Source organism: Comamonas sp. 17RB, assembly GCF_030056555.1.
GTDB classification, from domain to species: domain Bacteria; phylum Pseudomonadota; class Gammaproteobacteria; order Burkholderiales; family Burkholderiaceae_C; genus Comamonas; species Comamonas terrigena.
The window spans coordinates 176,980-201,522 of sequence record NZ_JASHHY010000009.1 but is presented as its reverse complement, the minus strand read 5'-3'; the positions used below and the strand labels follow the sequence as shown (position 1 = coordinate 201,522).

At 67.2% G+C, this 24,543-nt stretch carries 21 protein-coding genes; 13 read left to right on the top strand and 8 right to left on the bottom strand.

Translation table 11 applies throughout. The annotated features are described in order from the left end of the window. The first annotated feature begins 73 nt into the window (after window positions 1–73). On the top strand, window positions 74–2,566 hold the full coding sequence (locus QM470_RS17185; protein WP_283340108.1) for a DUF3772 domain-containing protein: 2,493 nt from the start codon (window positions 74–76) through the stop codon (window positions 2,564–2,566). Window positions 2,567–2,608: 42 nt separating this feature from the next. On the opposite strand, the gene QM470_RS17180 is transcribed toward QM470_RS17185, so the two are convergent. Then, window positions 2,609–3,592 (bottom strand): esterase/lipase family protein, encoded by a 984-nt coding sequence (locus QM470_RS17180; protein WP_283340107.1) that lies wholly within the window; start codon window positions 3,590–3,592, stop codon window positions 2,609–2,611. Between the two features lie 189 nt (window positions 3,593–3,781). Here QM470_RS17180 and QM470_RS17175 point away from each other — a divergent pair, with 189 nt between their 5' ends. Both QM470_RS17175 and QM470_RS17170 read left to right on the top strand, forming a co-directional pair. Continuing rightward, window positions 3,782–5,479: an AMP-binding protein gene (locus QM470_RS17175; RefSeq protein WP_283340106.1), complete on the top strand. Its 1,698-nt coding sequence runs from the start codon at window positions 3,782–3,784 to the stop codon at window positions 5,477–5,479. 74 nt (window positions 5,480–5,553) lie between these two features. Continuing rightward, complete coding sequence (locus QM470_RS17170; protein WP_283340105.1) at window positions 5,554–6,489, top strand: MBL fold metallo-hydrolase; 936 nt, start codon at window positions 5,554–5,556, stop codon at window positions 6,487–6,489. On the opposite strand, the gene QM470_RS17165 is transcribed toward QM470_RS17170, so the two are convergent. The 6 genes from QM470_RS17165 to QM470_RS17140 form a co-directional block, all read right to left on the bottom strand. Then, entirely contained in the window at window positions 6,490–7,161 is a 672-nt protein-coding gene (locus QM470_RS17165) for a response regulator transcription factor (protein ID WP_283340104.1), read from the bottom strand. Continuing rightward, a complete protein-coding gene (locus tag QM470_RS17160) occupies window positions 7,158–8,249 on the bottom strand; it encodes a sensor histidine kinase (protein WP_283340103.1) in 1,092 nt (363 codons plus the stop codon). Before QM470_RS17160 ends, QM470_RS17165 begins: the two co-directional genes overlap by 4 nt. A 154-nt stretch (window positions 8,250–8,403) precedes the next feature. After that, window positions 8,404–9,132, bottom strand: a complete 729-nt coding sequence (locus tag QM470_RS17155) for an MgtC/SapB family protein (RefSeq protein WP_283340102.1) — start codon at window positions 9,130–9,132, stop codon at window positions 8,404–8,406. A gap of 64 nt (window positions 9,133–9,196) precedes the next feature. Next, window positions 9,197–11,965, bottom strand: coding sequence for a magnesium-translocating P-type ATPase (mgtA, locus tag QM470_RS17150; protein WP_283340101.1), 2,769 nt, complete (start codon window positions 11,963–11,965; stop codon window positions 9,197–9,199). Between the two features lie 58 nt (window positions 11,966–12,023). Continuing rightward, entirely contained in the window at window positions 12,024–12,356 is a 333-nt protein-coding gene (locus QM470_RS17145) for a hypothetical protein (protein ID WP_283340100.1), read from the bottom strand. A 485-nt stretch (window positions 12,357–12,841) separates the two neighbouring features. Beyond that, window positions 12,842–14,830 (bottom strand): lytic transglycosylase domain-containing protein, encoded by a 1,989-nt coding sequence (locus QM470_RS17140; RefSeq protein WP_283340099.1) that lies wholly within the window; start codon window positions 14,828–14,830, stop codon window positions 12,842–12,844. Between the two features lie 14 nt (window positions 14,831–14,844). Here QM470_RS17140 and QM470_RS17135 point away from each other — a divergent pair, with 14 nt between their 5' ends. Next, window positions 14,845–15,435 (top strand): 5-formyltetrahydrofolate cyclo-ligase, encoded by a 591-nt coding sequence (locus QM470_RS17135; RefSeq protein WP_066541015.1) that lies wholly within the window; start codon window positions 14,845–14,847, stop codon window positions 15,433–15,435. Between the two features lie 8 nt (window positions 15,436–15,443). After that, the gene (locus QM470_RS17130) at window positions 15,444–15,875 is read left to right on the top strand and encodes a hypothetical protein (protein ID WP_283340098.1); all 432 of its coding nucleotides are present in this window, start codon (window positions 15,444–15,446) and stop codon (window positions 15,873–15,875) included. Between the two features lie 108 nt (window positions 15,876–15,983). Here QM470_RS17130 and queC read toward each other — a convergent pair whose 3' ends face one another. Continuing rightward, window positions 15,984–16,688, bottom strand: coding sequence for a 7-cyano-7-deazaguanine synthase QueC (queC, locus tag QM470_RS17125; RefSeq protein WP_283340097.1), 705 nt, complete (start codon window positions 16,686–16,688; stop codon window positions 15,984–15,986). Between the two features lie 100 nt (window positions 16,689–16,788). Between queC and QM470_RS17120 the strand changes: the two genes are divergently transcribed. From QM470_RS17120 to QM470_RS17085, 8 genes are all read left to right on the top strand, one after another. After that, the gene (locus QM470_RS17120) at window positions 16,789–17,505 is read left to right on the top strand and encodes a glutathione S-transferase family protein (protein WP_283340096.1); all 717 of its coding nucleotides are present in this window, start codon (window positions 16,789–16,791) and stop codon (window positions 17,503–17,505) included. 62 nt (window positions 17,506–17,567) lie between these two features. After that, a complete protein-coding gene (locus QM470_RS17115) occupies window positions 17,568–18,821 on the top strand; it encodes a multifunctional CCA addition/repair protein (RefSeq protein ID WP_283340095.1) in 1,254 nt (417 codons plus the stop codon). Window positions 18,822–19,018: 197 nt separating this feature from the next. Beyond that, window positions 19,019–20,539, top strand: a complete 1,521-nt coding sequence (gene exaC / locus QM470_RS17110) for an acetaldehyde dehydrogenase ExaC (protein WP_283340094.1) — start codon at window positions 19,019–19,021, stop codon at window positions 20,537–20,539. 295 nt (window positions 20,540–20,834) lie between these two features. Further along, window positions 20,835–21,869 (top strand): alcohol dehydrogenase AdhP, encoded by a 1,035-nt coding sequence (gene adhP / locus QM470_RS17105; RefSeq protein WP_283340093.1) that lies wholly within the window; start codon window positions 20,835–20,837, stop codon window positions 21,867–21,869. A 79-nt stretch (window positions 21,870–21,948) separates the two neighbouring features. Beyond that, window positions 21,949–22,323, top strand: coding sequence for a DUF779 domain-containing protein (locus QM470_RS17100; RefSeq protein WP_283340092.1), 375 nt, complete (start codon window positions 21,949–21,951; stop codon window positions 22,321–22,323). A 63-nt stretch (window positions 22,324–22,386) separates the two neighbouring features. Then, a complete protein-coding gene (locus tag QM470_RS17095; protein WP_283340091.1) occupies window positions 22,387–22,752 on the top strand; it encodes a hypothetical protein in 366 nt (121 codons plus the stop codon). Window positions 22,753–22,910: 158 nt separating this feature from the next. Then, window positions 22,911–23,231 (top strand): hypothetical protein, encoded by a 321-nt coding sequence (locus QM470_RS17090; RefSeq protein ID WP_283340090.1) that lies wholly within the window; start codon window positions 22,911–22,913, stop codon window positions 23,229–23,231. 121 nt (window positions 23,232–23,352) lie between these two features. Further along, window positions 23,353–24,531: an aminotransferase class V-fold PLP-dependent enzyme gene (locus QM470_RS17085; protein ID WP_283340089.1), complete on the top strand. Its 1,179-nt coding sequence runs from the start codon at window positions 23,353–23,355 to the stop codon at window positions 24,529–24,531. Window positions 24,532–24,543: the final 12 nt, after the last annotated feature.

The window sequence follows — 24,543 nt, the reverse complement described above, 5'->3', positions numbered from 1 at the left end:
GGCCGGCACGGCTGTGCCGCGCGCAGCGCCTGTGTCCCATCCACCGCACCCCTTGTTTTTCACCGCTTTGACTGTGCCGACTTCCATCCTGTCCTTGTGCCCCACCCGCCTGCTGCGCTGGCTGCTGGCCCTGCATCTGGCCCTGCTGGGCTGCGTGGGTCTGGCCCATGCAGCCGACGCGCTGCTCCCTCCCGAACCCCAGATCACGCCACAGGCACAGATCCAGGCCGCCGCGGCCTCGCTCGACAAGGTGCGCAAATCGCTGGACGACGCCGAGACCTCGGACACGCTGCAGGTCCTGGCCGATCAGGCGCTGAAATCCAAGCGCGACGCCGATGCCGCCGTCACCGCCCTGGAGCCGCTGCTCAAGCAGCTGGACCAGCGGGTGGAACAGCTCGGCACCAAGGTCGACGGGGTGGAGGAAAGCACCGATCTCACCCGCCAGCGCAAGGAACTGGCCCAGGAGCACAGCGACCTGGACTCCGCCATCAAGCGCGGCAAGCTGCTGTCGGTGGAAGCTGCGCAGACGGCCGATTCCATCGAGAAGCTGCGCACCCAGCAGTTCAACGCCCAGATCGCCAGCAAGGCCTTGTCGCCGCTGTCGCCCGCGCTGTGGAAGCAATTCTCCGAACAGCTGCCGCTGGACCTGCAGCGCATCAGCGGGCTCACCCGCCTGGGCCAGGCCAGCTTCCGCGCGGCGATTGCCGAACATGGTTGGGCCATGCCGCTGCGCGGCATCGTGCTGGCCTTGCTGCTGCTGTTCCCGCTGCGCATGGGCCTGCGCCACCTGGGCTACCGCTATGCCGCGTCGGAGCGCGCCCCGGACGGCCGCCTGCGCCGCACCGGCCTGGCCGTGTGGCTGCTGCTGGTGGGCACGGTGCTGCCCGGTCTGGCCAGCCTGGTGTTCATCGAACACCTGCGTGCCATCGATGCCATCACGCCGCGCTTGCAAAGCGTGGCCGACGCCTGGATCCAGGCGGCCTTCGTGGCGGCCTTCTTCCTGTCCATCAGCGCCAGCACGCTGGTGCCCAAGCGCCCCAGCTGGCGCCTGCTGGCGATCGACGACATTGCCGCCCCCACCCTCACCCGCTACGCCTGGGGCGCTGCCTTCCTGACCTGGTTCGCCATGATGCTCAATGCCGTGGACATTGCCGCGCGCACCAGCGCGGTGAGCACGGTGGCGCTGGACGGGCTGATCGCGCTGACCTATGTGGGCCTGATCCTGTCGGTGCTGGTCACCATCACCCAGCAGCGCCAGCGCCTGGCCGCGCCCGCTACCAAGGGCGAACATGGGGACGCCGGCCGTCCCGTGCAGCGCAGCAGCTGGCTGATGTTCGCCTGGCTGGGCGGACATCTGACGGTGCTGGCCGCCCTGGTGGCGGCCCTGCTGGGCTATCTGAACTTCTCGGTGTTCGTGGCCACGCAGATGGTGTGGATCACAGTGGTGGTGCTGGCCACGTCGCTGCTGATGAAGTTTGTCGACGACCTGTGCACCTGGTTCTTCTCACCGGACAGTCGCCCCGGCCGCGGTCTGGCCCAGGGCATGGGCCTGCGCCCCACCCGGGTGGAACAGGTGGGCGTGCTGCTGTCGGCCCTGCTGCGGGTGTCCCTGCTGCTGCTGGGCCTGGCCGCGCTGACCGCGCCTTTTGGCAACGCCAGCAGCCTGCTGGGCTGGACGGCCAGCGCCGCCCAGGGCGGGCTGCCGATCGGAGACACCGTGCTCAAGCCCATGGCCATCGGCCGCGCGCTGGTGGTGCTGGTGATCGGCCTGACCGTCTTCCGCGTGCTGCAGCACTGGCTGGTGGAAACCTATCTGCCCAAGACCGATCTGGACATCGGCGCGCGCAACTCCATCAGCACGGTGGCCCGCTATGTGGGCATCATCCTCTCGGGCCTGTGGACCCTGGCCGCTCTGGGCATCGGCTTTGAGAAAGTGGCGCTGCTGGCCAGTGCACTGTCCGTGGGTATCGGTTTCGGTCTGCAAGCCATCACGCAGAACTTTGTCTCCGGCCTGATCCTGCTGGCCGAACGCCCGGTGAAGCTGGGCGACCGCGTACGCATCGGCGACCAGGTGGGCGACATCCGCCGCATCAGCGTGCGGGCCACCGAAATCCAGACCGACGACAAGTCCACGCTGATCGTTCCCAACTCCGAGCTGATCACCAAGTCCGTGCAGAACCTGACGATGGACGGCGCCTTGGGCCGCATTTCCATCGCTTTTGCGGTGCCGCTGAGCACCGATGTGGTCCGCCTCAAGGAACTGCTGCTGGGTATTTACCGCAGCCACGAAGCCGTGCTGGAGGCCCCGGCTCCGTCGATGTACGTGGATTCGCTCAGCGGTAGCGTGATCAACATCACCAGCTTCGGCCATGTCTCCAGCCCGCGCCAGGTCTACAGCACGCGCAGCGACCTGCTGTTCGAGCTGCTGCGCCAGACCGCCGAGCAAGGCATTGCGCTGTCCTCGGCCACGGACATCCACCTGGTGCCCGACCGCGCCGATGCGGCGCCGGTGCCCCCGGCCACGCCGGCTGCGCCAGAGCCCGCCAGCCACACGCCAACCGACTGACCTCGCAGCGCCTGACGCACAGGCAGCGCCGAGTTCGGCCGTCTACATGATGGACCGAGGCTCGGCCTGCGCAGTCCCAGGCGCCATCTCTCCCACCGGGCGACCCACTGACGGTGCCTGCGGCGCCTGCACCACCAACTGGCGCACCAGCGTCCACAGCGCCGGGTCCTGCAGCATCTCCACATGGGCCATGCCGTTCAGCCACAGCGGCGTGGCGCCATCCAGCAAGGCTGTGGTGCCGGGGAAGACCATATTGTCCGTGTCGGACAGCGCACAGTGCCACTGCACCCGGCTGGCCGCGCTACCGGGCCGGGCCTCGTCCCGCTGCAGCTGCTGCAGCCAGACATTGCCGGGGCGCATCTGCGCCACATTCGGCCCCAGTGCCCAGCGGGCCATCCAGGTGCCGTGGTGGGGGCTGCCCACCGTCACCACCTGCTGCGGGCAGTGGGGCGCATCGGCATCCGTCAGGCTGCGCAACCAGTCCCTCACCACCAGCCCGCCCATGCTGTGCGCCACCACCACCGGCGCCCGGCCCGTGGCCGCCTGCATGCGCCGTGCTGCCCCGTCCAGCACCGCCCGGCCCGTGCCCACACGGTGCAGCAGCAACGGCATGCTGACCGCAATGCAAGGCACCCCTGCGGCACGCAGCTGGTGCAGCGCATCGGCCCAGATGGCGCGGTTGCAGAGCCAGCCGTGCACCAGCACCACGCCAGCGTGGTCCACCGGTCGGCCCGCCGGGCGGTCGGGCACGTAGTCCGCCTGGGCATGTTCAGCCCAGGGCATGTCCCAGCCAAAGGCCCGCAGCATCAGCCGGCATTCGGCATTCCAGGCCCGCAGCAGTGTGGCCAGCGCCAGCGGTGGCTCGCCCCGGCTGCGCCGCACCAGGGCCAGGCAGACAAACTGCTGCCCCAGCCACCAGCGCCCGGCCAGCGCCCACAGCACGGCACCACCCAGCGCCCATGGCACCGACTGGGGCCAGGCCCAGGCCAGCCAGACGACCAGCACCGCCAGATTCAGCAGTGTCATTCCCCGCAACCACCAGGCCACCATGTGTCAGCACCTCCTGCCTGCATTGTGACCATGCAGGCCCGGGCCGCCCCGCGCACCCTTTGCGGACCTTCCCTAATTCCTAGGACAAGCCCGATGGCGCGACCCCGGCAGCCACACAGAATGAACACACTTTCCGTCACCCATTTCCCCGCAACAGGAGAAAGCATGGACCGCATCTGGCTGCCGCACTACCCCGAAGGCGTACCCACCGACATAGACACCACCCAGTACCGCTCGGTGGCCGATTTGCTGGAAGAGTCCTTCAAGCGCCATGCCAGCCATCCGTTTTCGGTCTGCATGGACGTGTGGATGGACTATGCCGAGCTGGACCGGCTCTCCGCCCGCCTGGGCGCCTGGCTGCAAAGCCTGGGGCTGGAACCGGGCGCGCGCGTGGCCATCATGCTGCCCAATGTGCCGCAGTTCGCGGTGACCATGGCCGCCGTGCTGCGTGCCGGCTACACCTGCGTGAACGTGAATCCGCTCTACACCCCGCGCGAACTGGAACACCAGCTCAAGGATTCGGGCGCCACGGCCATCGTGATTCTGGAGAACTTTGCCCACACGCTGGGCCAGGTGCTGGAACGCACCCAGGTCCGGCATGTGTGTCTGACCGCCATGGGCGATCTGCTGGGCCCGGTATTCGGCCGCTGGATCACCTTTGCCGTGCGCCACCTGGCCAAGATGGTGCCGGCCTTCGACCTGCCGCTACAAGGGCGCACGCTCACCCACTTCCGCGATACGCTGTCCCAGGGTGCCAACCGCACGCTGCAGCCCAGCCAGGCCACGCACGACTCCATCGCCTTTCTGCAGTACACCGGCGGCACCACCGGCCTGTCCAAGGGCGCGGTGCTGACCCACCGCAACATCATCGCCGCCACCCTGCAGGCCGAAGCCTGGTTTGCCCCCGCGCTCAAGGGCCTGCCCGACCTGTCGAAAGTCCACAGCATCGCTGCGCTGCCGCTGTACCACATCTTCGCGCTCACGCTGTGCCTGCTCGCCATTCGCCAGGGCTCCAGCCTGAGCCTGATTCCCAACCCGCGCGACATCCCCAAGTTTGTCGATGTGCTGGCCAAGCGGCCTTTCCACATCCTGCCGGCGGTGAACACGCTGTTCAACGCCCTGCTGCAGAACCCCAAGTTCCGCACGCTGGACTTCTCGCAGCTGCGCGCCTCGCAGGCCGGCGGCATGGCCGCCAGCGAAGGCACGGCCAAGCAGTGGCAGCAGGTGACGGGCTGTCCCATGATCGAAGGCTGGGGCATGAGCGAGACCTGCGCCATCGGCACCAACAACCCGGTGACATCCCAGCATTTCAGCGGCAGCATCGGGCTGCCGCTGCCGGGCATCGACATCGCCATCAAGGACGACGCAGGCAACGACCGCCCGCTGGGCGAATCCGGCGAGATCTGCATCCGCGGCCCCAATGTGATGGCCGGCTATTACAACCAGCCCGAGGAAACCGCCAAGACCTTCACCGCCGACGGCTTCATGCGCACCGGCGACATCGGCGTCATGGACGAGCAAGGCTATACCCGCATCATCGACCGCAAGAAGGACATGATCCTGGTCAGCGGCTTCAACGTCTTCCCCAACGAGGTCGAGAACGTCATCTCCCTGTGCCCCGGTGTGGTGGAATGTGCGGCCATCGGCGTGCCGGATGAACACTCGGGCGAGGCCGTGAAGGTGTTTGTGGTGCGCAATGACCCGTCGCTGACCGAAGAGGCCGTGATTCGCCACTGCCATGCCCACCTGACAGGCTACAAATGCCCGCGCTTCGTGGAGTTCCGCGACGAGCTGCCCAAGACCAACGTGGGCAAGATCCTGCGGCGCGAGCTGCGCAGCCCGGCTGCGACCGCACCGCATTGATCCTGCCCCTACGGTGTCCCTACCGATGCCCCGCGCCCGCTCTGGTGGCGCGGGGTTTGCTTTGCTGAGATTGCATGACTGCTGCTGCCTCCCTGCTCTGGCCCGAAATCACCGTCCTCGAACGCGGCTGGCTGTCCGCCAACAACTACCTGTTCCAGGCGAGCGGGCCTGACGGCGGCGCCGCGCTGGTGGACACCGGCTACTGCCTCCATGCCGACCAGACCGTGGCCCTGGTGCAGGACAGCCTGGGGGCCCAGCCGCTGGCACGCATCCTCAACACCCATCTGCACAGCGACCACTGCGGCGGCAATGCCGCGCTGCAGGCCGCCTACCCGGACGTGCAGACCTGGATCCCCCCTGGCGAAGCCGCCGCCGTCCGCGCCTGGGACGAAGAGAGGCTGAGCTACCGCCCCACCGGCCAGGACTGCCCGCGCTTTCGCGTGGAGGGAGTGTTGCAGGCCGGCACCGAGGTCATGCTGGGCAGCCGCCCCTGGCAGGTGCATGCGGCACCGGGCCACGACCCGCACTCCGTCATCCTGTTCGAGCCCGAGCGGCGCTTGCTGATCTCGGCCGACGCGCTGTGGGAGCACGGCTTTGGCGTGGTCTTCCCCGAGATCGAAGGCATCCACGCCTTTGCCGATGTCGGCGCCACGCTGGACATCATCGAGGCACTGCAGCCCGCCGTGGTGCTGCCCGGCCACGGCGCACTGTTCACCGACGTGACCGCAGCCCTGGTCGAAGCGCGGCGCAAGCTGGCCGGCTTTGTGGCCGATCCGCGCAAACACGCACGCTATGCCGCCAAGGTGCTGCTGAAATACAAGCTGCTGGAGTGGCAGCAGATTGCCACGACCGACGCCCTCCAATGGATGCTGGCCACCCCCTACTTCCGCACGCTGCACACCCTCTACTTTGCCGCCGACACGCCCGAAGACTGGGCACAGAGCCTGGTACATGAGCTGGAGCGCTCCGGCGCCGCCGCCGTGCAGGGCGGGGTGCTGCACAACCGATGATCAGCCAGTGACCTCTCCGGGCCCACCGGCCTCGCCCGGGTCCAGCCGGTCCACCGCCCGCACCAGTTCGGCCAGTGTCTTGACCTGCAGCTTGCGCATGGCCTGAGCGCGGCGCACCTTCACGGTGATCTCACTGACCCCCAGTGCGGCCGCCACCTGCTTGTTCAGCTGTCCGGCCACCACGCCCCGCACCACATCCCGCTCGCCCTGCGTCAAACCGCCCCACTGCGCCTGCAGCGACTGCGCAGCACCGGCCTGCGCCCGCCGGTCACGGTCGTGCGCAATACCTTGCTGGATCGCATCCAGTAGGTCCTGATCGCGAAATGGCTTCGTCAGAAACTCGATGGCGCCGCCCTTCATGGCCTGCACGCTCATGGGAATATCGCCGTGACCGGTGACGAAAATCACCGACAGCTGCACGCCCAGGGTCTGCATCTGGCGCTGGAAGTCCAGACCGCTTTGCCCCGGCATGCGAACATCCAGCACCAGGCAGGCTGGCGCGCTGTCGCCATGCTGGCGCCAATGGGCCACGAAGTCGGCCGTGGCGCCAAAGCCCTGCGCCTGCAGGCCGACGGAGGCCAGCAAATCCTCGATCGCAGCGCGCACCGAAGCGTCGTCATCGACCACGTAGACCATGGCGGCCTCATCGGTGCAAGAAGCAGTGGTGTTCATACCCCATTCTCCCGCGCTACGGGCAGGCTGATGTGAAAGCTACTGCCCATGCGGCCATCGCTGCGCGGCCCGGCCCAGATGCGGCCGCCCTGTGCCTCCAGCATGCTGCGGCTCAAGGTCAGGCCCAGCCCCATGCCCTGGTCCTTGGTGGTCCAGAACGCATCGAACAGGTGGGCACTGACGGCAGGCGACAAGCCGATGCCGCTGTCCGTCACGGTCAGCTGCACCTGGTCCTCGCCCAGACGGTGGGCAGACAGCACGATCTCCAGCACGGCCCCGGCGGGACGGGTGGCAGCCGCCGTGCCGATGGCATCGATGGCGTTCAACAGCAGATTGCCCACCACCTGCTGCAGTTGCACGGGATCGGTCCAGACATCGGGCAGGCCCGGCTCGAAATCCCAGCGCACGACAATGCCCTGTGCGTCCAGCGCACCGTGCGACAGTTGCACGACCTCGCGCACAGACGCCTGCAGACTCCCGCGCTGGCAATGCGGGGCCTCGCCACGGGCCAGGCCGCGAATGCGGGTGATGACGTTGCTGGCGCGCTCGGCATCGGCCAGGATGCGCTGCAGCGCTTGGCCCGCCTTCTCCAGTTGCGGTGGCTGCTGGGCCAGCCAGCGCTGGCAGGCATGGCCGCTGGTGACAATGGCCGCCAACGGCTGGTTCACCTCATGGGCGATGGAGGCGGTCAGCGTGCCCAGGCTGGTGGCGCGTGCCATCTGCAACAGCCGCGCCTGGGCAGCGTGGGCATCGGCCTGTGCCGCCACCATCTTCAGCCCCAGATAGGCGGTCATGGCAATGGCCAGCATGCTGATGCCGGTGTTGACCAGGCCCACGCGGTACAAGCCCCCGGGAGTGAGCGCAAAGCTGACCACGGTCAGCAGCATGCACAGCAGCGCCAACGCCACCACGGTGCGCGGACGAAACCAGCGCACCGCCACCAGAATCACCGCCGAATGGAACACGGCCGCCGCCACGGCGTACTCGGTGATCGTGTCCGCCACAAAGATGGCAGCCATGGCCAGGGCCAGCAACAGCGCCATCAGAACGCGGCGCACATGGGAGGGAAAGTGCAGTCGGGCAGGCATGGCGGTATCCAGAAACAGGGCGTGATGGCCCGCATTGTGGCGCGGATGGAAACAAATGCCTCTTGCAGAAAATGGGCGGCTTCTGCGCCATCCGCCTCCGATCAACGGCGCGTCGTGCGTGCCATGCCACGCAAGCGCCTGTGCGGCTACCGGCTCAGTCTTCGGCGCGGGCATTCCAGAAGGCCTGCAGCACGCCTTCCTCGGCTTCCAGGCGCGCCATGATCTGGTCCAGCTCGACCCCGTCCACTGCGGTGGCGTACAGCGTGGCGGCGATCTCGGTATCGCCCTGACCGAAGGCATGGTGGTCCAGGTCGCGCACCGGGTAATTGGCCGCGTCCAGCCAGGCGGTGAGCTGTTCGCGCACCTCCGACTGGCGATCGCGCCGGCAGATCACATAGACGGCATAGGTGGCTTCGCTGAACTCCTCCTGCATGGGCTGGCGGTTGATGCGGTTGACCACCGGGCGCAGCAAGGTGTTGGCCGCCAGCACGAACAGTGCGGCCAGCACCGCCTCGGGCAACAGCTTGGCACCGGCACAACAGCCCACGGCCGCCGAGCCCCACAACGTGGCCGCCGTGTTCAAGCCGGAGACATTGGCCCCTTCCTTCATGATGGCACCGGCCCCCAGAAAACCGATACCCGAGACCACATAGGCAATCACCTGCAGCGGACTGGGCGAGCCCCCATACAGACCATGAAAGCGCACGGCCAGATCGACGAAAACCGCGGCCCCAACGGCCACCAGCGTGTTGGTGCGCAGGCCCGCCGTGCGCTGGCGCACCTGGCGTTCGAAACCGATCACTGCCCCCAGCACGAAGGCCAGCAGAAGGCTGGCCAGCGTGCTCAACGAGGCAGACACATCAAAGGCGGGCCATTGGCTCATGCGAAATCCTTGCAGGGCGAAGCAAAAAAGAACACCAGCGTAGCGCCAGAAGATGACAGTCCGCTCATTGCCAGCCAAAGCGGCGGCTGTACCAGCGCTTGACCACCGTGGTCAGCACCGCATAGCCCAGCACAATCAGCACCAGCAACGGCCAGTACAGCGGCGGCAACGCCTGCAGCTTGAAGTAGCCGGCCAGCGGCCCCATGGGCAGGAACACTCCCACCGCCATGATGGCGGCCGTGGTCCACAGCAACGGCCAGGCAGCACGGCTTTGCACAAAGGACAGGCGTGGCGTACGGATCATGTGCACGATCAGCGTCTGCGTCAGCAGGCCCAGCACGAACCAGCCGGACTGGAACAATGTCTGCTGCGACGGCGTGTTGGCCTGAAAGACCCACCACATCATGGCAAAGCACAGGATATCGAACAGCGAGCTCAGCGGACCGAAGCACAGCATGAAGCGGCCGATGTCCTGCGGACTCCAGCGCAGCGGCAGACGAACCAGTTCTTCATCCACCCGGTCGAAAGGGATGGCGATCTGCGAGATGTCGTACAGCAGGTTTTGCACCAGCAGCTGCAGTGGCAACATGGGCAGAAACGGCAGAAAGACGGAAGCCACCAGCACCGAAAACACATTGCCGAAGTTGGAGCTGGCAGTCATGCGGATGTACTTGAGCATGTTGCAGAAGGTGCGCCGCCCCTCGACCACGCCCTGCTCCAGCACCATCAGGCTTTTTTCCAGCAGGATGATGTCGGCCGCTTCCTTGGCGATGTCCACTGCACTGTCCACGCTGATGCCAATGTCCGCCGCGCGCAGCGCCGGTGCATCATTGATGCCATCGCCCATGAACCCCACCACATGCCCCTGGCCGCGCAACACGTGCACGATGCGCTCCTTGTGCAGCGGCGTCAGCCGGGCAAAGAGCTGGTGGCGCTGCACCGCGGCGGCCAGCGCCGCATCGTCCATCCGCTCCACCTGGGGGCCGGTCACCGCAGGGCCGCCATCCAGGCCCACCTGCTCGCACACACGGGCGGCCACCAGTTCGTTGTCCCCCGTCAGCACCTTCACCTGCACGCCATGTGCCGCCAGGGCCTGCAGCGCCGGTGCCGAAGATTCCTTGGGTGGGTCCAGAAAGGCGATATAGCCCACCAGGGTCAGCCCGGCCTCGTCGGCCACGCCGTAGCTGTATGCCGACAGCGGCCCCACCGGCAGCTGGCGACAGGCCACGGCCACCACGCGCAGGCCCTGGAGGTTCAGACCTTCGGTCACGCCGCGCACACGTTCCAGCATGGCTGCATCCAGCGTCACGGTCTGCTCGCCACCGCCCCCCAGTACCTGTACCTGGGTACACACGGCCAGCATTTCCTCGACCGCCCCTTTGCATACCAGCAGCGTGTCACCCCCGGCCTGGGGTTGCAGCAACACTGACATGCGCCGACGCTCGAAGTCAAAGGGAATCTCGTCCACCTTGCGCCAAGCGGCTTCCAGACCGGGTTCCGGGTGCTGCTGCAGGTGCTCGATGACGGCACGGTCCAGCAGGTTCTTCAATCCGGTCTGGTGGTAGCTGTTGAGCCAGGCCAGATTCAGCACCTCCTGCGATTCGTGGCCGAAGACATCGGTATGGCGCTCCAGCACGATACGGTCCTGCGTCAACGTACCGGTCTTATCGGTGCACAGCACGTCCATGGCACCGAAGTTCTGGATGGCATCCAGCCGCTTGACGATGACCTTCTGCCGCGACAGCACCACCGCCCCCTTGGCCAGCGTGGACGTCACGATCATGGGCAACATCTCCGGCGTCAGGCCCACGGCCACCGACAACGCAAAGAGAAATGCCTCCATCCAGTCGCCCTTGGTAAAGCCATTGAGCAGCAGTACCAGCGGCACCATCACCAGCGCAAAGCGGATCAACAGCCACGACACACTGTTGACCCCGGCCTGGAATGCGGTGGGCGCCCGGTCTGTGGCCACCACGCGCTGGGCCAGTTGGCCAAAGTAGGTCTGGTTGCCTGTGGCCACCACCACGGCCATGGCCACGCCGGACACCACGGTGGTGCCCATGAACAACAGGTTGGTCTGCTCCAGAATGCCGTCAGACAGTTGCTGGCGCTCGGCAAACTTCTCTACCGGCAGCGACTCGCCCGTCATCGCGGCCTGGGCGACGAACAGATCTTTGGCCACCAGCACGCGACAGTCGGCAGGCACCATATCGCCGGCAGACAGCTGGATGTGGTCGCCCGGCACCAGCGCACGCATGGCCACTTCACGGCGCACGGCGGTGGCATGACCGTGCGCGGCACCGATCTCGGGGTCGAAAGGGCGTCGGAGCACAGTGGCCGTGCTGCTGACCATGGCCTTGAGCTGTTCGGCGCTGCGCTGCGAGCGGCCTTCCTGCACAAAACGGATCAGCGTGGACAGCAGCACCATGGCACCGATGACGACGGTGGCCTGCACGTCCTCGGTCAGATAGGACACCACCGCCAGCAGCGTGAGCAGCACATTGAACGGATTGCGGTAACACTGCCACAGGTGGCTCCACCACGGCAGCGGCTTTTCGTGATCCACCTCGTTGGGCCCCACATGGCGCAGGCGCTCGGCGGCTTCGGCCTCGCTCAGACCTTGCTCGTGCGACTGCAGGCGTGCCAGCGCGCCGGGAATGTCGTCGCAAGCCGCACGCCACAGCGCACGGGTCAGCTGTTCCGGCACGACGCCGGGCGCCAGCGGCTTGCCGCCGGGACCGCGCTCCATGCCCGGCAAGGCGCTGCGGCGAAAAAGCCGCAGGTTGTGGCGGCGGCGCAGAAAACTACCAAACCAGGTGGTGAGAAAGTGCATGGGAGGGCTCCTTGCGCGGCCTGGAGCAACGCAATAAACAATACGGGGACGTCCCGGGTCAGGCGTCAACGCGCAGGCGGGCGTCGGTACGCAGCGGCTGGCACTGCGCTGTCGAGGCGACAAGCGGCGCCCCCCGCTGTGCGACCACCAATGCGATGCCCAGTGGACGCAGGCTGTCGCACACCGGATGCGGCAGGTGGCGCAGCACGGCTTGGCGGTCATCGGGGCACAGCAGGCTCAGCGCATCCGCGGCCACACGGGCTGAGCAACGGGAAATGGCGCGTGCAAACGCAGGCAGGCCATGGGTGGCCAGCAGTGCACGGACCTGGGTTGCCTGGCGGGCCATCAGGGCCGCACGCAGGTCGATCTGCAAGGTGTTGGAGCAGTGCATGGGAGTTCTCCTGGGTGGGCAACCCGGGTGGAGACCTCGCATGCGTCAGACGATGGAGAACCTCCGGACCAGGGCGGCCGGATGCAACGATGGGGACAGATGGGAGGTGGCGCACAAGCGCCCGTCAGGGTCTGTTTCCATGGCGTGGTCCTCCATTGCAAAAAGTGTGAAGAGAGGGGCTGAATGCAGCAGTTACGGATGCTGCGCTGGGTGGCATTGTCCCGTGCCACAGCCGCATTGCCCAGCCACTTTTGGGAAGGCAGGGCTATACCTTGGTATAGCGCCCAACGCCGGTGGGCCGCTCTTGCCACAGAGCCGCCTTCGTCCATTCACCGGTACGTTCACTCTGGCTCGCGGTGAAACCACTTGGAGCTGCCAAAGGCAACTCATGCATCAGGAGGTGCCGGGCAACGCCGTGCTTTCCGCAACACGGCCTGCACCACCGCGACCAGCGCCGCCAGCAGCATGCCGGCGGACACGAGGAGTCACGGCAGCTCGGCGTTGTCGGCCGGTGCCTCCACCGGCTTGGGCCCCACGGTGCCCAGCCGTGCGCGCAGGCTCTGGGGCTGGCCGGTGATCAGTGCGGCGTAGTTGGTGGTGTTGGCCAGCACCTTCTTCACATAGTCACGCGTTTCGGTGAAGGGTACGTTCTCCGCCCAGATGGCACCATCCAGCACCGGGCCGTTGCGCCAGTTGCGCGGGCGGCCGGGGCCGGCGTTGTAGCCGGCAGCGGCCATGGCCATGGAGCCCTGGAAATCGTCCAGCGCCAGCTTCAGGTAGGCGGTGCCGATCTGGATGTTGACGTCCCGGTCATTGATCATGCCCGGCGTGAAGTCGTTCATGCCGATCTTGCGTGCCGTCCACTTGGCCGTGGCAGGCATCACCTGCATCAGACCGGAAGCGCCCACACCGGAGCGCGCATCCATGATGAACCGGCTCTCCTGGCGGATCAGGCCATAGACGTAGGCCGGATCCAACCCGATGTTGCCCGAGCGCGCCAGCACCGTCTCCTGGAAAGGCATGGGGTAGCGCTGCTTCCAGTCCATGAAGCCGCGGGTGCGTTCGCTGGTGTTGATGCAGCGGTCCCACACCTGGGCGCGGCAGGCACGGTCGGCGGCGGCGTACAGCGCACGGTCGCCCATGCCACCGCTGTCATGCAGATTGGTGGCGTAGTTCCATTCGCGCACGCCTTCGCTGCGCAGCCCCATGCGGATGGCGTACAGCGCGCGGCTCAGGCTGGGGTTCTTCTCGGCCGCCTCTTTTTCCGCCGGCGTCAGCGGCTGCGGGGCGGGCGGCACGGTCACGCGCTGGCCCAGCTCTTCCAGTGCCAGCTGCTCGTAAAAGCCGTCCACGCCGGCAATGCGCTCGAACAGGGCCCGCGATTCGTTCTTTTCGTGCTCGGTCACCACGCGGCCGGAGGCGATCGCCTTGGCCTTCCAGTAGACCCAGCTCGGATCGGCCTGGGCAGTGTTGCTCATGCCGTCGATGGCCTTGCGGGCCAGGCTCCAGTTGCCGGCGCGCAGCGCGGCGCGGGTCTTCCAGGCCAGGGCGTCGTCGTCCAGATCGCTGCTGCGCGTGACCTTGTCAAAGTAGGTCACGGCCGTGGGGTCCAGCTTGCGTGCGGCCATCTTGCCGATCACGCCCCAGGCCCAGTTGCGTTCCTCGGTGCGCAGCTGGTTGGCCCAGCGCGCGTTCATCTGATCGGCGGCCTGGGATGGGTCGTTGGCGGCCATGCGGATGATGGCCAGCAGGGCCAGTTCACGCCGCACATTGCCGCGCGCGTTCTTGCTGGTGCCGCTGAGGTATTTGATGGGCGAAGCAAACACATCGCCCACCTGGGATTGCATCTCCGGCGCGACGATGCCCACGGCACGGCTGGTCTGGCCCTGGCGGTTGAGTTCTGCGCCCAGGCGCGCACGCTGCCAGATGACCTCTTCCTTGAGCTGCTTGTTGGCGTACAGCGTGGCGGCCAGGTTGGCGCAGCCGTCGTCGTTCGCGCCCTGCGTGTGCCACAGCCGCACGGCCTCTTCTGCCACGTTCTGCGGTGCCTTGCCCTGCAGCAGATCCGCCGTCAGCGCATAGCAGCGCACCTCGCGGTCGTCCTGCATGCGGAAATCCGCGTGCTGCTGCGCAAAGGTGGTCCAGTCGCGGTTCTTGCCCAGCTGCAGCAGCCAGTCGTTGCGCAAGCGGTCTTCCTGGTAGGTACCGCGCCAGCGCTGCAAAAAGGCCTGGACCTCCTGCGGTGTGGCGGAATCCAGACGCACACGCAGCTCCCAGTAGGCGGCCCAGGGCTCCAGCGCATGGCCTTGGGCGGCCGGCAGCAGCCGCGCCAGCGCGGCTTTGTCGCCCTTGCGGAAGGCTTGCTGCATTTGCAGTAGCACATCATCCCCGGTCGTCTGGGTAAAACCCAAAGAGGGAACGACGGAAAGCAGGGAGGCCGCGCAAAGCGGTGTCAGAATCTTCAGCCAATGCATGGGGGAATTATGTGATGGACAAAACAGCCCTACGCCGCCGATTGGTGGAACAGCGCCGGAATATGGAAGACCGCCTACACCGCAGCGACCTGCTGCAGCAGGTGATGCGCATCTGGTTGGTGGATCGCCCGGACACCGTGATCGGCGCCTACTGGCCCATCAAGGGCGAATTCGATCCGCTGCCCATTCTGCACCGCTGGAAGGAAGACGGGGAATTGCTGGACAAACCCCTGCGCCGTCGCATCGGCCTGCCGGTGATCAACAAGGAACACAAGACGCTGACCTTCCACGTCTGGTACCCGGGCTGCCCCATGGAGGAAGACGCCTACGGCATTCCCAAGCCCAAGGACACCGAGGTGATCCAGCCCACGCTGCTGTTCGTGCCCTGCGTGGGCTACGGCACCGGCGGCTACCGCCTGGGCTATGGCGGCGGCTTTTACGACCGCACCCTGGCCACGCTGCGGCCCAAGCCCTTCACCGTGGGCCTGGGCTTTCGTGAAGCCTATGTGGACGACTTCGAGCCCGAGGCCCACGACCAGCCACTGGACGCCCTGCTGAACGACAACGGTGTGGTCTGGCCCCTGCCGGATCTGCCAACACGCTGAGGCCCGCCATGGCCCGGCCCACCCGTCCCGCTGCCAACGACGCCCGCGCCGCCAGCGGGCAGGGCATGGACCCCACGCGCGACCTGTTTGCCGACCTGGATGCGGAACCCGCGGCGCCGCCTGCTCCCGTCTGCGCTGAGGAGTACTCCCCCTCCGGCGCTGCCATCCCTCCCCTGGAGGAAAGCCGTCCTGCGGAAGATGCCTCTGCGCCACCCACCTCCGGGCCGCGCATCAGCTACGCCGAAGCACAGCGGCTGATGGCCATTGGCCGCAGCCAGGGTCCGCAGGCGCTGACACCGGACCAGCACCATGCCCTTTGGGACTGCCTGCGGGAACTGCCCGAAAGCCAGGCCTGGCTGGCGGCCCAGCTCACCGCCTTGCAGGGCGAGCTGCAGGAACGCGGCCGGCGTCCCCGGCAACACCCCCACACGGCGCGTTGAGCCGCACGCCCAATCGGGCCTGCGGTATATCACAAGGAAGTACCCACTCCGGATAAAAAACGCCTGGTGAGCAGGCTGTGGGCTGTGGACTTGCCGCGCGGCAGTCGCTCAGTCCACTGCCGCCGCCCGCCAGCGCTGCCAGCCCTTGGCGCGCAGCTCGCAGGCCGGGCAGCTGCCGCAGCCGTAGCCCCAGTCGTGCAGTGCATCGCGCGTGCCCTGGTAGCAGGTGTGGGTGTCGCGCACGATCAGTTCCACCAGCGCTTCGCCTCCCAGGTCCTGTGCCATCTGCCAGGTCTGGGCCTTGTCGATCCACATCAGCGGCGTCTCGATGCGCAGCCGCCGCTCCAGGCCCAGGTTCAGCGCCAGCTGCATGGCCTTCATGGTGTCGTCACGGCAGTCGGGGTAGCCGGAAAAATCGGTCTCGCACACGCCGGTGACGATGACCTGCAGCCCGCGCCGGTAGGCCAGTGCACCGGCCAGGGTCAGAAACAGCAGATTGCGCCCGGGCACAAAGGTGTTGGGCAGGCCGTCGGCCTGCATGGCAAAGGCCACGTCCTCGGTGAGCGACGAGCCGCCGATCTGCTGCAGCACATCCAGCGTCAGCACATGGTCTTCACCCAACCGGGGCGCCCATTGCGGGAACTGGGCGCGCAGCCGGTCGCGCACGGTGTGGCGCGCCTGCAACTCCACCCGGTGGCGCTGGCCGTAGTCGAACCCCAGGGTTTCGACGCGGTCGTACTTGGAAAGGGCGTGGGCCAGGCAGGTGGTGGAGTCCTGACCGCCCGAGAACATGACAAGGGCCGAGGTATGCATAGCGCCCGATTACACACCGCAAATGTAGCGCTGCGGCTACAGTAGGACATCTGCGCTCCCCCGCCCACTGCACGCATTCTCGGCACAGAAAGGTCGGCCCATGCTTCAGCTGTACATAGGCAACAAGAACTACTCATCTTGGTCGTTGCGGCCCTGGCTGGTGCTGCACCAGCTGGGCATTCCATTTGAAGAGATGAAGGTGCGCTTCGACAGCTTTGCCCCGGATTCGCACTTCAAGCAGACGATGCTGGGGCTGACCCCCACCGGCAAGGTGCCGCTGCTGGTGGACGACGGGCTGGCCATCTGGGATACCCTGGCCATTACCGAGTACCTAGCCGAGCGCTTTCCGCAAGCGGGCGTCTGGCCCACCCCGGTGGCCGACCGTGCCCGCGCCCGCAGCCTGTGCGCCGAAATGCACAGCGGCTTCACCGCGCTGCGCAGCCACTGCCCCATGAATGTGGAAGCCCACCTGCCCGAAGTGGGCGCCCGGATCTGGGCCGAGCAGGCCGGCGTGCGCGACGATGTCTACCGCCTGATCGACATGTGGGGCCAGCAGCTGTCCACCCACGGCGGCCCGCTGCTGTTCGGCAACTTCTGTGCAGCCGACGCCTTCTTCGCCCCGGTCTGCCTGCGGCTGGACCGCTATGCCCTGCCGCTGCCCCAGCACATCCAGCCCTATGTGCAGCGCGTGCTGGCCCTGCCGTCCGTGCGCGAATGGACCCGTGCCGCACTGGAGGAAAAAGACTTCCGCGAGTTCGAGGAGCCTTACCGCACCGCCAGCGGGATGCTGGCCGAACGCAGCCTGCCCCAGCCCTGAGGCCCCGCAGCGGTGCCCGGGTACCGGCTGCAGGGCATGGCGCCCCCGCCTACACTTCGGCCATGAAGATCTATATGGTTGGCGGCGCAGTGCGCGACCGCCTGTTGGGACGACCTTTCCACGACACCGACTGGGTGGTGGTGGGTGCCACACCCGAGGACATGGCGGCCCGGGGCTACACCCCGGTGGGACGCGACTTCCCCGTATTCCTGCACCCCGACACGCACGAGGAATATGCGCTGGCCCGCACCGAGCGCAAGAACGGCCACGGCTACCGCGGCTTTGTGGTCCACACCGCCCCCGATGTGACGCTGGAGGAAGACCTGGCGCGGCGCGATCTGACGATCAATGCCATCGCCGCGCCAGCCGACTGGGGCAGCACAGACGCCCTGTGCGACCCCTATGGCGGCCAGGCCGATCTGGCCGCCCGCGTGCTGCGCCATGTGACCGACGCCTTCCGCGAAGACCCCGTGCGCATCCTGCGCGTGGCGCGCTTTGCGGCGCGCTTCACCGATTTCACGCTGGCCCCCGAAACCCTGCAGCTGATGCGCGAAATGGTGGACGCCGGCGAGGTCGACCACCTGGTGCCCGAGCGCATCTGGCAGGAGATCAGTCGCGGGCTGATGGAAGCACAGCCCTCGCGCATGTTCGGCCTGCTGCGCGACTGCGGCGCGCTGGAACGCGTGCTGCCCGAGCTGGACCGCCTGTGGGGCGTGCCCCAGCGCGCCGAATACCACCCCGAGGTGGACACCGGCGTGCACGCCATGCTGGTGCTGGACATGGCGGCCCGGCTGGACGCCCCGCTGACGGTGCGCTTTGCCTGCCTGTGCCACGATTTCGGCAAGGGCACCACGCCGGCCGATGTGCTGCCGCGCCACATCGGCCACGAGCAGCGCAGCGCCCGGCTGCTGCAGGCCGTGTGCGAGCGCTGGCGCGTTCCCAATGACTGCCGGGAACTGGCCGATGTGGTGGCGCGCGAGCACGGCAACATCCACCGCAGCAGCGAGCTGAATGCCGCCGCCGTGCTGCGCCTGCTGGAACGCTGCGATGCCATCCGCAAGCCGGCGCGCTTTGCCGAAGCCCTGCTGGCCTGCGAATGCGACGCCCGTGGCCGCACCGGCTTTGAGAACGCGGCCTACCCCCAGCGCCCGCGCCTGCAGGCCGCGCTGGATGCGGCCCTGGCAGTGGAGACCGCCCCCGTGGCCCAGGCCGCCGCCCAGCGGGGGCTGAAAGGCAAGGCCATTGGCGATGCCGTGGCCCAGGCCCGGGAACAGGCCGTGGCCGCCGCACTGCGCGCCCTGCACCCGACGGACTGAACCCAGCGCCAGGCGGCAGCCGGGCCACTGCGGCCCGCCTGGGAGGTGTGCTGCGCTGCGGGAACACCCGCAAGGGAAAACCGCCTCTCCCGGGGGCAGGACGACGGAGGAATATGGAGGGGTTGGGTCCCACAGCCTCGTGGGAACACGCCCACACCCATCCACCCCCTGTGTCCTCTTGTTGCTGGAGATTTGCCATGGCCTATGCCCTTCCCGGTCAGTCCGGTGCGCTGCACAAATACCAAGACCGCTACGACAACTACATCGGCGGCCAGTGGGTGCCTCCCAGCAATGGCGAGTACTTCGACGTGGTCACGCCCATCAACGGCAGGGTCTATACCCAGGTGGCCCGGGGCACGGCTGCCGACATCGACAAGGCGCTGGACGCCGCCCATGCGGCGGCCGATGCCTGGGGCAAGACCTCGGCCACCGAGCGCAGCAACATCCTGCTGCAGATTGCCGATCGCATCGATGCCAACCGCGAGCTGCTGGCCTATGTGGAAACCATCGACAACGGCAAGGCCATCCGCGAGACGCTGAATGCCGACATCCCGCTGTCGGCCGACCATTTCCGCTACTTTGCCGGCGCCATCCGCACCCAGGAAGGCGGTATCAGCCAGATCGACAACGACACCGTGGCCTACCACTTCCACGAGCCGCTGGGCGTGGTCGGGCAGATCATTCCCTGGAACTTCCCCATCCTGATGGCCGCCTGGAAGCTGGCGCCTGCGCTGGCCGCCGGCAACTGCGTGGTGCTGAAACCCGCGGAATCCACGCCCATCTCCATCCTGGTGCTGGTCAGCCTGATCGGCGACCTGCTGCCACCGGGCGTGCTGAACATCGTCAACGGCTTTGGCCGTGAAGCCGGCATGCCGCTGGCCACCAGCAAGCGGATTGCCAAGATCGCCTTCACCGGCTCCACCAGCACCGGCCGGGTGATTGCCCAGGCAGCGGCCAACAGCCTGATTCCGGCCACCCTGGAGCTGGGCGGCAAGTCGCCCAACATCTTCTTTGCCGACGTGATGGACCAGGACGACAGCTTTCTGGACAAGGCCATCGAAGGCTTGGTGCTGTTTGCCTTCAACCAGGGCGAAGTCTGCACCTGCCCCAGCCGCGCGCTGATCCAGGAATCCATCTATGAAAAATTCATGGAACGGGTGCTCAAACGCGTGGCCGCCATCCAGCATGGAGACCCGCTGAACCCCAGCTCCATGATGGGCGCGCAGGCCAGCAAGGAGCAGCTAACCAAGATCCTGTCCTATCTGGATCTGGGCAAGCAGGAAGGCGCCGAGGTGCTGATCGGCGGCGCCCAGGCCCAGCTGGGCCCGGAGCTGGAAGGCGGCTACTACGTGCAGCCCACCATCTTCAAGGGCCACAACAAGATGCGGATCTTCCAGGAGGAAATCTTCGGCCCCGTGCTGGCGGTGACCACCTTCAAGACCGAGGAAGAAGCCCTGGCCCTGGCCAACGACACCCTCTATGGCCTGGGTGCGGGCGTGTGGAGCCGCAACGGCAACGTCGCTTACCGCATGGGCCGCGCCATCAAGGCCGGTCGCGTGTGGACCAACTGCTACCACCACTACCCGGCACACGCCGCGTTCGGCGGCTACAAGGAATCGGGGGTGGGACGGGAGAACCACAAGATGATGCTGTCCCATTACCAGCAGACCAAGAACCTGCTGGTGTCCTACTCCGAGCAGAAACTCGGCTTCTTCTGAAGCCCTGTTTCCTGCTGTTTCCTGCTGTTTCCTGCTGCAGGTCAGACAAGGCCTGCAGCAGGCGCCTCCCTCCCCCTCCCCGCACTTGACACCCATTCCGATGGTGCGCAAGCTGCACCACGGCAACCTACCTTTTATCGGTTTCCACGATGAATGCCGCACCGGGCAACCTGGCCCCGGTGCACCTTGCCCTGCCATACCAGCAGACACAGACCTGAAGTGTGCAGGATCCTGTCCAGGGCGTACCCCTGCCGCATGGCGACGGCTGCGCCCCTTGCTTCAAGGAGATGTTCGGATGACGCTTCCCCAGACCATGCAAGCTGCCGTGGTGCGCACTTTTGGCAAACCGCTGACCATCGAAGAAATGCCTGTCCCCCGCCCGGCCGACGACCAGATCCTGGTGAAGATCGCCGCCTCGGGGGTCTGCCACACCGACCTGCACGCTGCCGAAGGCGACTGGCCGGTCAAACCCCACCCGCCCTTCATCCCCGGCCACGAGGGCGTGGGCTATGTGGCGGCGGTGGGAAAGAACGTCAAGCACGTCAAGGAAGGCGACCGCGTGGGCGTGCCCTGGCTGCACAGCGCCTGCGGCTTCTGCCGCCATTGCATCGGCGGCTGGGAAACGCTGTGCGAATCGCAGACCAACACCGGCTACTCGGTCAACGGCGGCTTTGCCGACTATGCGCTGGCCGACCCCAACTATGTGGGCCACCTGCCGTCGAATGTGAACTTCATCGAGATCGCGCCCGTGCTGTGCGCCGGCGTCACGGTCTACAAGGGCCTGAAGGTGACCGAGGCCAAACCCGGCGACTGGGTGGTGATCTCCGGCGTGGGCGGGCTGGGCCACATGGCCGTGCAGTACGCCAAGGCCATGGGCTTCAATGTGGCGGCCGTGGACATCGATGACACCAAGCTGGCACTGGCCCGCAAGCTGGGCGCCACGGTGACGGTCAACGCCAGGAACACCGACCCGGCGGCCTACCTGCAAAAGGAAATCGAGGGGGCGCACGGCGTGCTGGTCACGGCCGTCTCACCCAAGGCCTTCGAGCAGGCGCTGGGCATGGTGCGCCGCGGCGGCACCATCTCCCTCAACGGTCTGCCCCCGGGGGATTTCCCGTTGCCCATCTTCAGCATGGTGCTCAAGGGCATCACGGTGCGCGGCTCCATCGTCGGCACCCGGCTGGACCTGCAGGAGTCGCTGGACTTTGCCGCACAGGGCAAGGTGAAAGCCACGGTCTCCACCGACAAGCTGGAAAACATCAACGACATCTTCGCCCGCATGCACCAGGGCCAAATCGAAGGCCGGGTGGTGCTGGACATCGCCACCTGAGCCCCGGCCGCAGCGGCAGCAACGCCTGCACCGCCAACAGCGGCCTTCTCTGGTGGCGGTGCATTCACAGGAGACAACCATGGTCGAGCGTGTCATTGCCACCCCGGCGACGCTGGAGCTGATCGAGCTGCTCCGGGCCAAGCACGGGCCGCACCTGTTCTTTCACCAGTCCGGCGGCTGCTGTGACAACAGCGCTGCCAACTGCTATATCGAAGGGGAGCTGACCATCGGCCCCGGCGACGTGCAGCTGGGCACGATCGGCGGCCTGCCGTTCTACATGAGCGTCTCGCAGTTTGCCTACTGGAAGCACACCCAGCTCATCATCGACGTGATCGAAACCCACGGCGGCGGCACCTTTTCCCTGGAAGGGCCGGAGGGCAAGGCCTTTCTCACCCGGTCGCGGGTGTTCACCGACGCGGAACTGGCCGCGCTGCGGACGTCCGAACCCGGCTGAGGCCTGCGCCATGCCACGGTACCGCGCGCACCATGGGGGGTCTTGTTCCACCTCCACTCCACCATGCCCTCTCTGCACGCTGTGATCCTTGGCATTGCGCTGGCCCTGGGCCTCGGCGGCAGCCATGCGGGCAGCCTGGCGGTGGAAGACGCACGCCTGCAACTGCTGTACCGCCCGGAATCCGCCCCTGCCGCCCAGCCCTTGCGGCCCGTGGCGCTGTCGCCCAACCTCAACCTCACCCCTGAACAGCTGGCCATCGCGGCACGGCGCAGCCAGCTGTCCTTTGCGGCCAAGCTGGAATGCAGCGCCCTCGATACCCGCCTGCCGGTGCTGGAGCGCGCCGTCCGACGCGCCAAACCCGACGTCAAGGCCGAAGCGGAACACACCCTGGCCTTGGCCCGCCTGCGCTACACGGTGCTGCGCTGCTGAACGGCCCAGGCAAGTCCCCCACTTCCGTTCCTGCATTCATCCAATATTCATCTGGGCAACGCACGATACGCGCAATCTTGGCAGTAGCGCCCTCATTTTGGAGACGTGCAGCCCCCGCAATCACGCCCGCGGACCATCGCGCCGGGCAGGAGAAAACGATGTATCCCGTAGGCTTTCCGCTGTGGCGCTGGTGCGGCCGCCAAGGTGCAGTCCTGTTGTTGCGTGTGCAGGTTCAGCGGAATTCCGATACCGGCTGTTACAGCGCCACCAGCAGCTGCCTGCCCGGCCTGCTGGTGCGCGCCCGCACGCGCGAAGGCCTGATCTCCCGCGTCTACGCCTGCGCCGAACTGCTGCTGGCCGACGAACTGGGCCAGCCGCTGCGCCAGCAGGCGCTGATTGCCTGGGATGGGGTGTTCCAGCACGGCATACCGGCGCCGGCAGCCTGGCAGCAGCTGGGCTCCGGCCGCTCCTGGAACTGAGGCCCCGCAAGCCACACCCCGCAGGAGCCATCCGGTCGTCCGGGGCGGCGATGCGCACCCTGCCCAGAAAACACGGTCAGCGTCCCACGTCGGGGTCGGCCACCCGCAGCCAGGCGTTAGCATGGAGGCACCCTTGCCCACCACCGACTCCATGCACTACCTGAACCAAGCCGCCGGCGGTCTGATGCCGGACAGCGTGCTCCACGCCGTCTCCCACTACATGCAGCGCGAGCAGGCGCTGGGTGCCTACATTGCCTCCCAGCAGGTGCAGCCCCAGCTCCAGCAGCTCTATGCCCGGCTGGCCGAACTGCTGCACTGCCAGCCCGCTGATATCGCACTGACCACCGGCAACAGCCATGGCTGGTGCGCCGTCGTAGGTGCGCTGCCGCTGGAGGCCGGTGACCGCGTGCTGGTCACGCCTGGGGAATGGGGCGGCAACTACGCCATGCTGCGCCAGTTGCAGGCACGCACCGGCTGCGTGGTCGAGGAAATGCCCTGCACGCCCGGCGGCGCACTGGACATGGCGGCACTGCAGGCCTCGCTGGATACACGCGTCAAGCTGGTCGCCCTCACCTGGGTGCCCGCCAACGGCTGCACGGTGTATGACGCCGCCGCCCTGGGCCAACTCTGTGCCCGCCACGGCATTCCCTACATCGTGGACGCGGCCCAGGCACTGGGCCACATCCCCGTGGACGTCCAGGCGCTGCAGTGCGATGCGCTGACGGCCCCCGGCCGCAAATGGCTGTGCGGCCCACGCGGCACGGGGCTGGTGTACCTGAAACCCGGTTTTGCTGCCCAGCTGCAGCCCATGACGGTGGACCATGTGTCCTGCCCCATCATGCCCACCGGCCCGGTGCTGCGCCAGGATGCGCGGGTGCTGGAGCAGTCGGAAGCCTCCATGGCCTTGCGGCTCGGCCTGCTGGCCGCACTGGATACCGCACAGGCCCAGGGCTGGCCGCAGCGCTTTGCCGCCATTGCCCAGCGCGCCGCCCAGTTGCGTGCTGCCCTGGCGCAGGTGCCGGGATTGACCTTACACAGCCTGCCGGATGCGCCTGCGGGCTGCGGCATCGTGCCTTTCACGCTGGAGGGCTACACCCCCGCCCAGGTGCAGCAGGCCCTGCTGGCCCAGGACATCCAGGTGGCCGCCAGCGGCATGGGCTACACCCCGCTGGACATGCAGGCCCGGGGCCTGACCGCCGTGGTGCGCGCCTCGGTGGCCTGGCACACCAGCGACGCGGACATCACCGCGCTGGTGTCGGCCTTGCAGCGGCTGGCGGCTTCGCAGACCGTGCCGGCCTGAGCGGCGGCGTGG